At 69.6% G+C, this 13,737-nt stretch carries 14 protein-coding genes and 1 pseudogene; 6 read left to right on the forward strand and 9 right to left on the reverse strand.

Annotated elements, in window-relative coordinates:
- The 6 genes from murJ to trxA all read left to right on the forward strand — a co-directional run.
- On the forward strand, positions 1-1,708 hold a 1,708-nt coding region (murJ, locus tag K6I33_RS08230), incomplete at its 5' end, for a murein biosynthesis integral membrane protein MurJ (RefSeq protein WP_229349350.1).
- A gap of 109 nt (positions 1,709-1,817) precedes the next feature.
- On the forward strand, positions 1,818-3,500 hold the full coding sequence (locus K6I33_RS08235; protein WP_229349352.1) for a protein kinase family protein: 1,683 nt from the start codon (positions 1,818-1,820) through the stop codon (positions 3,498-3,500).
- Positions 3,501-3,537: 37 nt separating this feature from the next.
- A complete protein-coding gene (gene sigM / locus K6I33_RS08240; RefSeq protein ID WP_229349354.1) occupies positions 3,538-4,227 on the forward strand; it encodes an RNA polymerase sigma factor SigM in 690 nt (229 codons plus the stop codon).
- Positions 4,224-5,237, forward strand: a complete 1,014-nt coding sequence (locus tag K6I33_RS08245) for a hypothetical protein (RefSeq protein WP_229349356.1) — start codon at positions 4,224-4,226, stop codon at positions 5,235-5,237. The genes sigM and K6I33_RS08245 overlap by 4 nt, the downstream gene beginning before the upstream one ends.
- A 114-nt stretch (positions 5,238-5,351) precedes the next feature.
- Positions 5,352-6,326 carry a thioredoxin-disulfide reductase gene (gene trxB / locus K6I33_RS08250; protein WP_229349358.1) on the forward strand — a complete coding sequence of 325 codons (975 nt, stop codon included), beginning with the start codon at positions 5,352-5,354 and terminating at the stop codon, positions 6,324-6,326.
- Positions 6,327-6,375: 49 nt separating this feature from the next.
- The gene (gene trxA / locus K6I33_RS08255; RefSeq protein ID WP_189455524.1) at positions 6,376-6,702 is read left to right on the forward strand and encodes a thioredoxin; all 327 of its coding nucleotides are present in this window, start codon (positions 6,376-6,378) and stop codon (positions 6,700-6,702) included.
- A 69-nt stretch (positions 6,703-6,771) separates the two neighbouring features.
- Here trxA and K6I33_RS08260 read toward each other — a convergent pair whose 3' ends face one another.
- The 9 genes and pseudogenes from K6I33_RS08260 to rpmH all read right to left on the reverse strand — a co-directional run bounded on the left by K6I33_RS08260 (position 6,772) and on the right by rpmH (position 13,577).
- Positions 6,772-7,389, reverse strand: coding sequence for a GNAT family N-acetyltransferase (locus K6I33_RS08260; protein WP_126915039.1), 618 nt, complete (start codon positions 7,387-7,389; stop codon positions 6,772-6,774).
- A gap of 343 nt (positions 7,390-7,732) precedes the next feature.
- Positions 7,733-8,884: a ParB/RepB/Spo0J family partition protein gene (locus K6I33_RS08265; protein ID WP_229349360.1), complete on the reverse strand. Its 1,152-nt coding sequence runs from the start codon at positions 8,882-8,884 to the stop codon at positions 7,733-7,735.
- Positions 8,881-9,933 (reverse strand): ParA family protein, encoded by a 1,053-nt coding sequence (locus tag K6I33_RS08270; RefSeq protein WP_229349362.1) that lies wholly within the window; start codon positions 9,931-9,933, stop codon positions 8,881-8,883. Before K6I33_RS08270 ends, K6I33_RS08265 begins: the two co-directional genes overlap by 4 nt.
- 236 nt (positions 9,934-10,169) lie before the next feature.
- Positions 10,170-10,883 (reverse strand): 16S rRNA (guanine(527)-N(7))-methyltransferase RsmG, encoded by a 714-nt coding sequence (rsmG, locus tag K6I33_RS08275; RefSeq protein ID WP_229349364.1) that lies wholly within the window; start codon positions 10,881-10,883, stop codon positions 10,170-10,172.
- A 167-nt stretch (positions 10,884-11,050) separates the two neighbouring features.
- A complete protein-coding gene (locus K6I33_RS08280; RefSeq protein ID WP_229349366.1) occupies positions 11,051-11,560 on the reverse strand; it encodes a R3H domain-containing nucleic acid-binding protein in 510 nt (169 codons plus the stop codon).
- Between the two features lie 14 nt (positions 11,561-11,574).
- The gene (gene yidC, locus K6I33_RS08285) at positions 11,575-12,669 is read right to left on the reverse strand and encodes a membrane protein insertase YidC (protein WP_229349368.1); all 1,095 of its coding nucleotides are present in this window, start codon (positions 12,667-12,669) and stop codon (positions 11,575-11,577) included.
- A gap of 3 nt (positions 12,670-12,672) precedes the next feature.
- Positions 12,673-12,990: a membrane protein insertion efficiency factor YidD gene (yidD, locus tag K6I33_RS08290; protein ID WP_229349370.1), complete on the reverse strand. Its 318-nt coding sequence runs from the start codon at positions 12,988-12,990 to the stop codon at positions 12,673-12,675.
- A gap of 56 nt (positions 12,991-13,046) precedes the next feature.
- Positions 13,047-13,415, reverse strand: a pseudogene (rnpA, locus tag K6I33_RS08295) (ribonuclease P protein component); the annotation flags it as partial.
- A gap of 24 nt (positions 13,416-13,439) precedes the next feature.
- Positions 13,440-13,577, reverse strand: coding sequence for a 50S ribosomal protein L34 (rpmH, locus tag K6I33_RS08300; RefSeq protein ID WP_003949374.1), 138 nt, complete (start codon positions 13,575-13,577; stop codon positions 13,440-13,442).
- Positions 13,578-13,737 lie beyond the last annotated feature (160 nt).

Below are 13,737 nucleotides of genomic sequence, written 5' to 3' on the forward strand. Positions count from 1 at the left end.
GCCTCCGGTGACCCCGCCCCCGGCGGAGCCCGAGCCGGCGGACGCGGCACCCGCGGCCACGGGCGGCGGCAAGGCGTCCGGGCTGCTGAAGTCCAGCGCGCTGATGGCAGCGGGCACGCTCGTCTCCCGCGTCCTGGGCTTCGCGCGGAACCTCGTCATGGCGGCCGCCATCGGTGTCAGCACCCTCAGCGACGGCTACCAGGTCGCCAACACGCTGCCGACGATGATCTACATCCTGGTCGGCGGTGGCGCTCTCAACGCCGTCTTCATCCCGCAGCTGGTGCGGGCGATGAAGAACGACGACGACGGCGGTGAGGCCTACGCCAACCGGCTGCTGACCCTCGTGGTCGTCCTGATGGCCGGTGTCACCACGGTCTGTGTGCTGGGCGCCCCGCTCTTCATCCAGATGATGTCGCCGGACATCGCGTCCGACCCGGACCGGATGGACGTGGCGGTCGCGTTCGCCCGCTACTGCCTGCCGACCATGTTCTTCATGGGCGTCCACGTCGTCCTGGGCCAGATCCTCAACGCGCGGGGCCGCTTCGGAGCGATGATGTGGACCCCGGTCCTCAACAACATCATCATCATCGCCACCTTCGGCTCCTTCATCTGGGCCTTCGGTCCGTTCACCCAGAGCGGCGTGACCTCCTCCACCATCACGCCCGAGGGCATCCGCCTGCTCGGCGTCGGCACCCTGCTGGGCCTCGTCGTCCAGGCGCTGGCGATGCTGCCCTACCTCCGCGACGCGGGCTTCCGGGTCCGGCCCCGGTTCGACTGGCGCGGCCAGGGGCTCGGCAAGGCCGCGGGCCTCGCGAAGTGGACGTTCTTCTTCGTGCTGGCCAACCAGCTCGGCCTGGTCGTCGTCACCCAGCTCGCCACCCGCGCCGGCAGCCTGGCCACCAAGGCCGGCCACGAGGGCACCGGTATCACCGCCTACAACTACGCCCTCCAGCTCTGGCAGATGCCGCAGGCCATCATCACCGTCTCGGTGATGACCGCCGTGCTGCCCCGGATCTCCCGCGCCGCCCACGACGGTGACGTCTCGGCGGTCCGTGACGACCTCTCCCACGGGCTGCGGACGTCCGCCGTCGCGATCGTGCCGTGCGCCTTCGCCTTCCTGGCCCTGGGCGTCCCCATGGCCACCCTGATGTTCGGCAGCGGCTCCGGCAGCGCCGCCGCCACCAACATCGGCTACATCCTCATGGCCTTCGGCCTCGGCCTCATCCCGTACTCCGCGCAGTACGTCATCCTCCGCGGCTTCTACGCCTACGAGGACACCCGGACCCCCTTCTACAACACGGTGATCGTCGCCGCCGTGAACGCCGCGTTCTCCGGTCTGAGCTTCCTGCTCCTGCCCGCCCGCTGGGCCGTCGCCGGCATGGCCTTCGCCTACGGCCTGGGCTACGCCGTCGGTGTCGGCGTCGCCTGGCGCCGTCTGCGCACCCGCCTCGGCGGCGATCTCGACGGCTCGCACGTCGTCCGCACCTACGCCCGGCTGATCGGCGCCTGCGTCCCCGCGGCGCTGATCGGTGGAGCCGCCGCGTACGGAATCGGTCAGGTTCTGGGCAACGGCGTTCCCGGTTCGCTCGCCTCCCTGGTCGGCGGCGGACTGGTACTGATCGCCGTCTTCTACATCGCGGCGAAGCGGATGCGCATCGAGGAGCTGACCGCCATGGTCGGTATGGTTCGCGGCCGGCTCGGTCGCTGACCGGAGCACAACCATCGCCCGCCGCCGCGTGTCGTGCATAGCGCCGGACTGTGGGCACAATTGTCTTGGCTGTGGACAGCGTCCAACGGATGGGGAGGCAGGAGCGACGGTGGCGGAACGGAGCACGGCTGCCGTCGACGTGGCTGACAACAACGGCGACCAGCCGCTGACCGCCCAGGCGGACCAGGCCACGACCGACGGGGCGAAGACCGCGAAGAAGGTCGGCACCCACAAGGACATCCAGCGCGCGGAGAGCGAAAGCCCCGCGCGCGACGCGCACCCGCCCGAGCTGCACAGCGGCCACAAGCTCGCCAGAAGGTACCGCCTGGAGGAGTGCGTCACCCGTCTGGAGGGATTCAGCAGCTGGCGTGCCGTCGACGAGAAGCTGCGCCGCGCGGTGGGCGTCCACCTCCTGCCCGCCGACCACCCCCGCGCCCGTCCCGTCCTGGCCGCCGCCCGCTCCGCGGCGCTCCTCGGCGACCCGCGCTTCGTCCAGGTCCTCGACGCCGTCGAGGAGAACGACCTCGTCTATGTGGTCCATGAGTGGCTGCCCGACGCGACCGAGCTGACGCCCGTCCTCGCCTCCGGCCCGCTCGAGCCGCACGAGGCGTACCAGCTCGTCAGCCAGGTCTCCCAGGCCATGGCCGCCGCGCACCGCGAGGGCCTGGCCCATCTGCGCCTCAACCCCGGCTCCGTGCTGCGCACCGAGACCGGCCAGTACCGCATCCGCGGTCTCGCCGTCATGGCGGCCCTGCGGGGCATCACCTCCGAGTACCCCCAGCGCACGGACACCGAGGCCATCGGCGCTCTGCTGTACGCGGCCCTCACCCAGCGCTGGCCCTATGAGACCAACGCCCACGGCCTCTCCGGGCTGCCCAAGGGCGTCGGCCTGATCGCCCCCGACCAGGTCCGGGCCGGGGTCCACCGCGGCCTCTCCGAGCTGGCCATGCGCGCGCTCGTCAATGACGGGGCCACCGCCTCCCGGCAGGAGCAGCCCTGCACCACCCCGGAGGAGCTGGCCAAGGCCGTGGCCGCGATGCCGCGCATCCGGCCCCCGGAGCCGGTGTACCCCACGCCGCCGGCCTACCCCCGCCCGCACCCGGCGTCGCGCAACGGCGGCCCGGTCCAGCCCGTGCCCGCGCCTCCGCCGGCTCCGCTGGAGGGACGCACCGGCCGGGCCCTTAAGTGGACGGTCTCGGCCCTGCTGATCGCCGCGCTGGGCCTCGGCAGCTGGCAGCTCGCGGACACCCTCCTCAAGGACGGGGAGTCGGACACGCCCCGCTCCCAGTCCTCGGGGGACGACCTGCCCAAGAAGACGCCCCAGCCGATCCGGATCATGGGTGCCAGGGAGTACGCGCCGGACGGCAGCCCCCAGGCGGGCGACGTACGGAACACCTACGACGGCGACGCGGGGACCCTCTGGCGTTCCCGTTCCTTCAAGGACGGCCCGACGCTGTCCCCCTTCAAGTCCGGCATCGGCATCGTCTACGACCTCGGGTCGGCCCAGAAGTTCAACAGCGTCTCCGTTCAGCTGCGCTACGGCGGCGACCACACCAGCGTGTCCTTCTACGCGACCGACTCGCTGTCGCCGTCGGGCCCGCTGGACTCGATGAAGGAACTCGCGACGACGAAGACCTCCGGGAAGACGGTCCATGTCTCCTTCAAGGAGGCCCCGGAGACCCGTTACGTCCTGCTGTGGATCACAGCAGTCCCCTACTCGGGGTACGACAGCAAGACGTTCAGCAACGCCGGCTACAAGCAGGCCATCAACGAGGTGAAGTTCACCGGCTGACGGCGGGATCGCACCGCTCAAGGGGGAGGGCTCGACGGTGGACGACGTCACACGTGGCGGCGCGAGCGACGCCGAGCTGCTGGCCCTGCACATCGACGGCGACCCCGACGCCTTCGGCGAGATAGTACGGCGCCACCGCGACCGGCTCTGGGCGGTGGCGCTCCGGACGCTCGGCGACCGGGAAGAGGCCGCGGACGCCGTGCAGGACGCGCTGGTCTCCGCCTACCGGGCGGCTCACACCTTCCGCGGTCAGTCGGCCGTCACCACCTGGCTGCACCGCATCACCGTGAACGCCTGTCTGGACCGGGCCCGCAAGGCCGCCTCACGGCGTACCGACCCGCTCGCGGAGACCGAGCGCCTTGAGCAGCTCCTCGAACCCCATGAGTCCGCCGCCGCGCCGGCCGAGCGCGGGGACCTCCACCGGGAGCTGATCCGGGCCCTGGCCAAACTGCCGCCGGACCAGCGGGCCGCCCTGGTCCTCGTCGATATGCAGGGCTATCCGGTCGCCGAGGCGGCCAGGGTTCTTGACGTTCCCCCCGGCACGGTGAAGAGCAGATGTGCCCGGGGACGGGCACGGCTGCTGCCGATGCTCACCCATCTGCGCCCGGATGGCAGGGGTAGCCCCACCGCCGACCGGGAAAGGAACCGGTCGCAGGGGACGTCCGTCCCACCACCGGCGGGGCAGAGCGACACAGATCCAGTGAAGGGCGGAGGTGGGCGAGCGTGACTTCGAGGACCGGCACGGATGGGCACCCGGAGGTCGCGGAGATCTCCGCACTCACCGAAGGTGTGCTCTCTCCCGCGCGGACGATGGACATCCGGGAGCATCTCGCGGACTGCGCGCTGTGCGAGGACGTACGGAGCTCCCTGGACGAGATCCGGGGACTGCTCGGCACCCTGCCGGGCCCCACACGCATGCCCGTGGATGTCGCCGAGCGCATCGACGCCGCGCTCGCGGCCGAGGCCCTGTTGAGCGCCACCGCCCCCGAGGTGGGCGTCGTCTCCCAGGACATCGGTGTTTCACGTGAAACGGGGGCCGGGAAGCCGGCGGCGGAGCCCCTGGCACTCGCCGACGCCGCTGTTTCACGTGAAACCGGCGGTGCATCCGATGCCGCGCCCGCTCGCGACACCGCCAGCCACGACACCGGTAAGCACGACGCCCCCAAGCGTGACGTCGCCGACCGCCCGGCGGGCCGCCCCCACGCCGCCACGGGACCCAAGCGCCGTGACCCCGCGCCGGGCCCCCGCACCCGGCGCGCCCGGCGCTGGCCCAGGGCGCTGCTCGGCACCGCCTGTGCCGCCGCCGTCATCGGGATGGGCAGCTTCCTCCTCCAGTCCGGCGGAGGCGACGACACCCATGCGGATGGCCCCCGGGCGGACAGGGTCTCCCCGTCGGACCGGTCGACCGGGGATCTCACCGCACAGGTCCAGGCCCTCCTGAAGTCCGCGAAGAGCCCCGAGGTCCAGGGCATGACCCCGCGGACCGCTCCCGAGAAGACGCTGAGCGACTCGGGCGTCACCGCCCCCGCCTGTGTACGGGAAGGCATCGGACGCCCGGAGCAGGCGCTGGCCACCCGCCAGGACACCTTCGACGGCGAGGACGCCTATCTGATCGTCCTGCCGCATCCGGGCGACACCGCTCTCGTCGACGCGTATATGGTCTCCGCCGCCTGTGGCTCGGCCACATCTCCCGCCCCGGGGAAGGTGCTGGTCAACCAGACCCTGCCGCGTGGCTGAGCCGCCGCGCCCGCGCTGTCGTACCTCCCGGGAATGCTCGCCCCGTAGGATCCGTTGGGTGGGGTGAGACCCAGCAAGGTTCCAGACAGCTGTCGGCAGACAAGGAAGACACCCGTGAGCGACGTCCGCAACGTGATCATCATTGGCTCCGGGCCCGCGGGCTATACGGCCGCGCTCTACACCGCCCGTGCCTCCCTGAAGCCGCTGGTCTTCGAGGGCGCGGTGACCGCCGGTGGTGCGCTGATGAACACCACCGACGTGGAGAACTTCCCCGGCTTCCGCGAGGGGATCATGGGCCCCGACCTGATGGACAACATGCGGGCCCAGGCCGAGCGCTTCGGCGCCGAGCTCATCCCGGACGATGTCGTGGCCGTCGACCTCAGCGACGAGATCAAGACCGTCACGGACACCGCCGGTACCGTCCACCGCGCCAAGGCCGTGATCGTCACCACCGGCTCCCAGCACCGCAAGCTCGGCCTGCCGCGCGAGGACGAGCTCTCCGGCCGCGGTGTCTCCTGGTGCGCCACCTGTGACGGCTTCTTCTTCAAGGACCAGGACATCGCCGTGATCGGCGGCGGCGACACCGCGATGGAAGAGGCCACCTTCCTCTCGCGCTTCGCCAAGTCCGTCACCGTGGTCCACCGCCGTGGCGCCCTCCGCGCCAGCAAGGCGATGCAGGAGCGGGCCTTCGCCGACCCGAAGATCTCCTTCGTCTGGGACAGCGAGGTCGCCGAGATCCACGGCGACAACAAGCTCTCCGGCCTCACCCTGCGCAATGTCAAGACCGGTGAGACCTCCGAGCTGCCGGTGACCGGTCTGTTCATCGCCATCGGTCACGACCCGCGCACCGAGCTCTTCAAGGGCCAGCTGGAGCTGGACGACGAGGGCTACCTCAAGGTCGCCTCCCCCTCCACCCGCACCAACGTCACCGGTGTCTTCGGCGCCGGCGACGTCGTCGACCACACCTACCGCCAGGCGATCACCGCCGCCGGTACGGGCTGCTCCGCCGCCCTCGACGCCGAGCGCTACCTTGCCGCGCTCGCCGACGGCGAGAACGTCCGCGAGCCCGAGCAGACCGCCTCCGTCTGACCCTCCCCTCCTTCCCCCACGCACAGAGAAGACTCAAGGAGACATCTCAATGGCTCTCAAGGCCGTCACCGACGCTTCCTTCGACGAGGACGTCATCAAGAGCGACAAGCCCGTCCTGGTGGACTTCTGGGCTGAGTGGTGCGGCCCGTGCCGCCAGATCGCCCCGGCCCTGGAGGCGATCGCCGCCGAGCACGGCGAGAAGATCGAGATCGTCAAGCTGAACATCGACGAGAACCCGACCACGGCCGCCAAGTACGGCGTGATGTCCATCCCGACGCTCAACGTCTACAAGGGTGGCGAGGTCGTCCAGACCATCGTCGGTGCCAAGCCGAAGGCCGCCCTGGAGCGCGAGCTCACGGACTTCATCCACGCGTAAGCGAAGCAGAAAAGACGGCGCGCGGTTTCACGTGAAACCGCGCGCCGTCTTTTCTTGTCCCGTCAGGCTTTACAGCGGCCGCAGGGCGGGCTCCTTCTGGACGGCTCCGAGCAGCCGGTCCAGGGCCAGCTCGACGTCCTCCTTCCAGGAGAGCGCCGAACGCAGCTCCAGCCGCAGCCGGGGGTAGCGGGGGTGCGGGCGTACGGTCTTGAAGCCGACCGCCAGCAGATGGTCGGCCGGCAGGACACACGCCGGCTCCTTCCACCGGGCGTCACCAAAGGCCTCGATCGCCTTGAATCCCCTCCGGAGGACATCCTTGGCGACGGTCTGCACCATGACCCGGCCCAGCCCCTGCCCCTGATAGGCGGGCATCAGCCATGCCGTCATCAGCTGGACGGCATCCGCGGCGACCGGGCTGGTGGGGAAGGCGGTCGAGCGGGGGACATAGGCGGGGGGAGCGTAGAGAACAAAGCCCACCGGGATCTCATCGACATAGACCACCCGGCCACAGGATCCCCACTCCAGCAGCACGGCGGAGATCCATGCCTCCTTCTCCAGCTCCGGGCGCCCGGCTCTCAGCGCGGCTTCACCACTGACGGGGTCCAGCTCCCAGAAGACACAGGCGCGGCAGCGCTTGGGCAGGTCCGGGAGGTTGTCCAGCGTGAGCGGTACGAGCCGACGCCCCATGCAGTCAGTTCCTCACTTCCGTCGCGTGCCACGCTCCGGGCGGTGCCCAGGACGCTCCGCTCCCGGAGAAGACTGCCGACGAATCCGCCGACTGCCCCCAGGCTCAAGCCCGCTGCCACCAGTCCGGTCCGGCTCACCGTTCGCATGGCCCCGCCCCTCCGTGAACTGTGTCCAACGTGGATGTGCCACACCTCAACGCATCGTATCCGCACGTCGATTGAGCCGATAGCTCGACAGGGCAAAGGGCGGGTCGTGTTCCACGCAAAAGAGTTCCACGTGAAACACGACCCGCCCTCAGGATGAGCGCTGGGGAAATCCAACGGGCCCGCCGTCGTCCCGGGGACTACGCGTCGGCGTTCCGCTCCTCGTCGGTGGAGAGCCGCTGCTCCATCACCCGGCCCTCGCCGGGGGCGAGCGTGCCCAGAATCCGCTCAAGGTCCTCCATCGAGGCGAACTCGACGACGATCTTGCCCTTCTTCTGGCCGAGGTCGACCTTCACCCTGGTCTCGAAGCGGTCCGACAGCCGCGAGGCCAGATCGGTCAGCGCGGGGGCGACGCGGGCGCCGGCCCGGGGCCCCTTGCCCTTCGCCGGCTTCTTCGACTGCGACTTCAGCAGAGTCACGATCTCCTCGACCGAACGCACCGACAGCCCCTCGGCCACGATGCGATAGGCGAGCTTCTCCTGCTCCTCCGAGTCCTCCACGGAGAGCAGGGCCCGGGCATGACCGGCGGAGAGCACACCGGCGGCGACCCGCTTCTGCACGGTCGGCGACAGCTTCAGCAGCCGCAGCGTATTGGAGACCTGGGGACGCGAGCGCCCGATGCGGTCCGCCAGCTCGTCATGCGTACAGCTGAAGTCCTTGAGCAGCTGGTCATAGGCCGCCGCCTCTTCCAGCGGGTTCAGCTGAGCCCGGTGGAGATTCTCCAGGAGGGCGTCCAGCAGCAGCTTCTCATCATCGGTGGCCCGGACGATGGCGGGGATCCGCTCCAGCCCGGCCTCCCGGCACGCCCGCCAGCGGCGCTCGCCCATGATGAGCTCATAGCGCTCCGGGCCCAGCTGCCGCACCACGACCGGCTGGAGCAGACCGACCTCACGGATGGAGGTCACCAGCTCGGCGAGGGCGTCCTCGTCGAAGACCTCCCTGGGCTGCCGGGGGTTGGGCGTGATGGAGCCCAGCGGAAGCTCGGCGAAATGGGCGCCGGCCACCTGACCGCCCTCGCCACCCGGACCGGCCGTGAGAGCGCCCTCGGTTTCACGTGAAACGGATTCCGGTGAGCCGAAGTCACGCAGGGAGTCCCGGGCGGTGCCGATCTCCTCCACGGGAAGGGTGGCCACCTTTGCCGCGGCGACCCCCCGTTCGGCCGTCAGCACCGGCACCGCGGACGGGGACGTCGTACCGGGCCCGACCACCGGTCCGCCCTGCTCCCCTCCCTTCGGCGCCGGTGGGATCAGCGCACCGAGCCCCCGGCCCAGTCCTCTACGTCGCTCACTCACTGAAGCCCCTCCGACATACTGTGCTGCTCTTGCTGTTGCTGACGGCCCACGGTATGAGCCCTGCTGCCGTCGTATCGCACCCCGATCCCCCGTAGCGCGATCTCCCGGGCCGCCTCCAGATACGACAGCGCACCGCTGGAGCCCGGGTCATAGGTGAGAACGGTCTGCCCATAGCTGGGCGCCTCGGAGATGCGCACCGAGCGGGGGATGCTGGTCCGCAGCACCTCATGCCCGAAGTGGCTGCGCACTTCCTCCGCCACCTGAGAGGCGAGCCGGGTCCGGCCGTCGTACATCGTCAGCAGGATCGTCGACACATGGAGCTTGGGGTTCAGATGCCCCCGGACCAGCTCCACATTGCGCAGCAGCTGCCCCAGGCCCTCCAGCGCGTAGTACTCGCACTGGATGGGGATCAGCACCTCCGCGCCCGCGACCAGGGCGTTGACCGTCAGCAGACCGAGCGACGGCGGACAGTCGATGAGGATGTAGTCCAGCGGCTGCTCATAGGACTTGATCGCCCGGTCCAGCCGGCTCTCCCGGGCCACCAGGGAGACCAGCTCGATCTCGGCGCCCGCCAGATCGATCGTGGCGGGGGCACAGAAGAGGCCCTCCACATCCACGACCGGCTGGACCACTTCGGAGAGCTGCTTATTGTCCACGAGGACGTCATAGATCGACGGGACATCGGCATGATGGTCGATGCCCAGCGCGGTCGAGGCGTTCCCCTGCGGGTCGAGGTCGATGACCAGCACCCGGTTGCCATGGAGCGCCAGCGAGGCCGCCAGATTCACGGTGGTCGTGGTCTTGCCGACCCCGCCCTTCTGGTTGGCCACCACCATCACTCGGGTCTGCTCCGGCCTCGGCATGGGAGGCGGCGGCGTTTCCCGTGAAACAAGCTCACCCATGGGCAGGGGGCCGGGAACAGCCATCGATTCGGAGTCGGAGGGGCGGGGGCCGGGGACCGGGTCGGTCATCGGCCCCGCGATATTGGCGTCGGACCGCAAGGATTCACTCTCCTCGACATCAGGCTCGCGATGCACAGAGCCTGCCATGCTTTCGGGGTCGTGAACCAGCGAGGCCCGTTCTCCTGTGGATGAATCCCATGGGCCTGTGGACGAATCCATGTCCTTGACCGCTCGGCGGTCACGCGGCGCGGCGGCCGCGCGACCGCGGCCGATGATTCCATGCAGCAGGGAGCGATGTTTCACGTGAAACACGATGCATGGCACTCACCGTCACCGCATCGCGACACTCCGCTACGGGTAGTTTTGCCAGCTTGTATGGAGCATCAGCGGCGGCGCGACCGGGTGGCCCTGGCCGCCTTCGCCCGCTTGGCGGCGAACCGCACCCCGCCGGGGCTCTCCCCGACCTCGACCCGCACCAGCGTCGACAGCGGATCCACCACTCCCTCGCCGACCTGGAGCACCGAGGTCCTGACGACCCCCAGCTTGCTCAGCGCGGCACGGGCGGCCTTGAGCTCCTCCTCCGCCGTGTCGCCCTTGAGCGCCAGCATCTCGCCGTACGGGCGCAGCAGCGGCACACCCCAGCTCGCGAGCCGGTCCAGCGGGGCCACGGCCCGCGCGGTGACCACATGCACGGGGTCGATCTTCCCGAGCATCTCCTCGGCGCGGCCACGGACCACCGTGACATGGTCCAGGCCCAGCAGCTCCACGACCTCCTGGAGGAACGTGGTGCGGCGCAGCAGCGGCTCCAGCAGGGTGATCTGGAGATCCGGCCGGACCAGGGCCAGGGGGATACCGGGCAGCCCGGCGCCCGAGCCGACGTCACACACGGAGACGCCGTCCGGCACGGCCTCGGCCAGCACCGCGCAGTTCAGCAGATGGCGCTCCCACAGCCGCGGGACCTCACGGGGACCGATCAGCCCGCGCTTGACGCCCGCGTCCGCGAGCAGTTCCGCGTAGCGGACGGCCTCCGGAAAGCGGTCACCGAAAACAGCCCGCGCCGCCGCGGGCGCCGGGGGGAGCTCCGCTGCCTCTTCCACGGGGAACCGTCCTTCCGTACAAACGTCAACAAACGTTGATTGGCAAACGTTGATCTATGGCTCCCCGGCCACCGGACACCCGGTCGCCGGAGTCTGACTATCAGGCTGACAAGGATCGGCCCCGTCTGCGAGCAGACGGGGCCGTACACACCTGGACGTGGGACAGGTCAGGCGGGCAGAACGACCACGCGACGCTGGGGCTCCTCGCCCTCGGACTCGCTGCGCAGGCCGGCGGCGGCGACGGCGTCGTGGACGACCTTGCGCTCGAAGGGGGTCATCGGGTCCAGCTTGACCGGCTGACCGGAGCTCTTGGCCTCCTGGGCGGCCTGGGCGCCCAGCCCGGCCAGCTCCTCGCGCTTGCGCGCCCGGAAGCCGGCGATGTCGAGCATCAGCCGGCTGCGGTCGCCGGTCTCCCGGTTCACCGCGAGCCGGGTGAGCTCCTGGAGGGCCTCCAGGACCTCGCCGTCCCGGCCGACCAGCTTCTGGAGGTCACGGCTGGTGGAGTCGCTGATGATCGACACCGAGGCGCGGTCGGCCTCGACGTCCATGTCGATGTCGCCGTCCAGGTCGGCGATGTCGAGCAGACCCTCGAGGTAGTCGGCCGCGATCTCGCCCTCCTGCTCAAGGCGGGACAGGGTGTCGGTGCCCTCGGCGGTCTGGCGCTCCGTGTCCGTCACGGGGGACTCCTTCGTCACTTCTTGGTCGGGTGCTTCGGGCGCTGCGGGCCGCCCTTGCGCTGTCCGGACTTGGCGCCGCGGGCGGCACCGCCGGCCGGCTTGGCCTTGGTCTCGCCGGACTCCAGGTCCTGCTTCTCCAGCGAGGTCTTGTCGGAGGAGGCGACGGAGTGGCCCGAGCCACCGGTCTGGCGCTTGGCCTTGGTCTGGCGCTTCGGCTGCTGGCGGGCGGCACGGGCGGCCTCGGCCGCCTCACGGGCCTCGGCCTGCGCCGGGTCCTCCTTGAGCTTGCCCTTGGCGCGCAGGCGCTCCTGGCGCTGCTGGAAGGCGAGGCTGCCGGGGGTGGGGTTGCGCCGGATGACGAACATCTGCTGGCCCAGGGTCCACACGTTGGTGGTCAGCCAGTAGACGAGAACACCGACCGGGAAGTTGATGCCGAAGACGGCGAACATGATCGGGAAGACGTACATCAGCATCTTCTGCTGCTGCATGAACGGCGTCTTCACCGTGAGGTCGACGTTCTTCGTCATCAGCTGGCGCTGCGTGTAGAACTGCGACAGCGACATCAGGACGATCATGATGACCGTGACCACACGGACATCGGTCAGCGTGGCGCCAAGGCTCTCGATCTTGCTCGCGCTGTCCATGAACTTGGACGCGATCGGGGCACCGAAGATGTGCGCCTTACGGGCGCTGTCGACCAGGGCCTGGTCCAGGACGCCGACCTTGTGACCACCGGCGATCTTGTTCAGCACCTGGTAGAGCGAGATGAAGAACGGCGACTGGGCCAGAATCGGGAGGCAGCTCGAGAGCGGGTTGGTGCCCGACTCCTTGTAGAGCTTCATCATCTCTTCGGACTGGCGCTGCTTGTCGCTCTTGTAGCGCTCCTGGATCGCCTTCATCTTCGGCTGGAGCGCCTGCATGTTCCGCGTCGCCTTGATCTGCTTCACAAAGAGCGGGATCAGGCAGACCCGGATCAGCACCACCAGGGAGACGATGGACAGACCCCACGCCCAGCCACTGTCCTTGTCGAAGATCAGACTGAAGAACGCGTGGAACTGGACGATGATCCAGGAAACTGCGTAATAAAGAGGACCGAGGATCGTGTCCACGAATCAGGCTCCTTGGGCGTTGGACTGAGTCTCGGGCTGTGCGGTGGGCCCCATGGCGGGGTGCCCGCCCAGTCGGCTCCTCAGCCGCTGGTGCCAGACCGGACGCTTCCGGGGAGGGACGTGGTCGACGCCACCGAGCGACCACGGGTTGCAGCGCAAGATACGCCAGGCCGTCAGCACTGTTCCTTTGACCGCACCGTGCCTGTCAATGGCGGTGTAGCCGTAGTGCGAGCAAGACGGGTAGTACTTGCAGACCGGGCCCAGCAGGGGGCTGATGGTCCACTGGTAGATCTTGATCAACCAGAGCAGCGGGTACTTCACTGTGCGCTCCCTCCCGGGTGACCGGGGCTCCGGGGGTCACCCCCCGGGGGATTGCTTCGCGGCGCCCCTCCCAGGAGCCGCTCCAGCGCGGTGTCGAGATCACGGGCCAATTGACCGTGGTCCGCCTCGCCCGCGCCCGGCAGGGCTCGCACCACCACCAGGCTACCGGCGGGGAGCCGATCCAGCCGGTCCCGCATCAGGTGGCGCAATCGCCGCTTGACCAGATTGCGGACGACGGCACCGCCGACGGCCTTGCTCACGACGAAACCCGCACGTGCCGAGGGGGCAATCCCCCCGGGCACGTGCGGGTCCGTGTTACCGCTGCGTAGGTGGACGACGAGGAGCGGGCGGCCTGCCCTGCGTCCTCGGCGAACCGCGGCCGCGAAGTCCTCGCGCCGCCTCAGCCGAGACTCGGAAGGCAGCACGTCAGAACCTCGACGTCAGGCTGGTCAGGCCGACAGGCGAGCGCGACCCTTGCCACGGCGGGACGCGAGGATCGCGCGGCCGGCACGGGTGCGCATGCGCAGGCGGAAGCCGTGGGTCTTCGCGCGACGGCGGTTGTTCGGCTGGAAGGTGCGCTTGCTCACTCGGGGACTCCAGAAATGAATTGATGGCGGGACATCGCCTGGCTGTCACCGTGCGCCCACGAGGAGACTCGCAATACGCCCAAGTGCACCGCTTCATGAACACGGACTAGGAGTCCGTGATCTTTGCCCATCGGAGGCAGGCGGCAGCAGCCATCGACAA

This window comes from Streptomyces sp. UNOB3_S3 (genome assembly GCF_020740895.1).
Classification (GTDB): domain Bacteria; phylum Actinomycetota; class Actinomycetes; order Streptomycetales; family Streptomycetaceae; genus Streptomyces.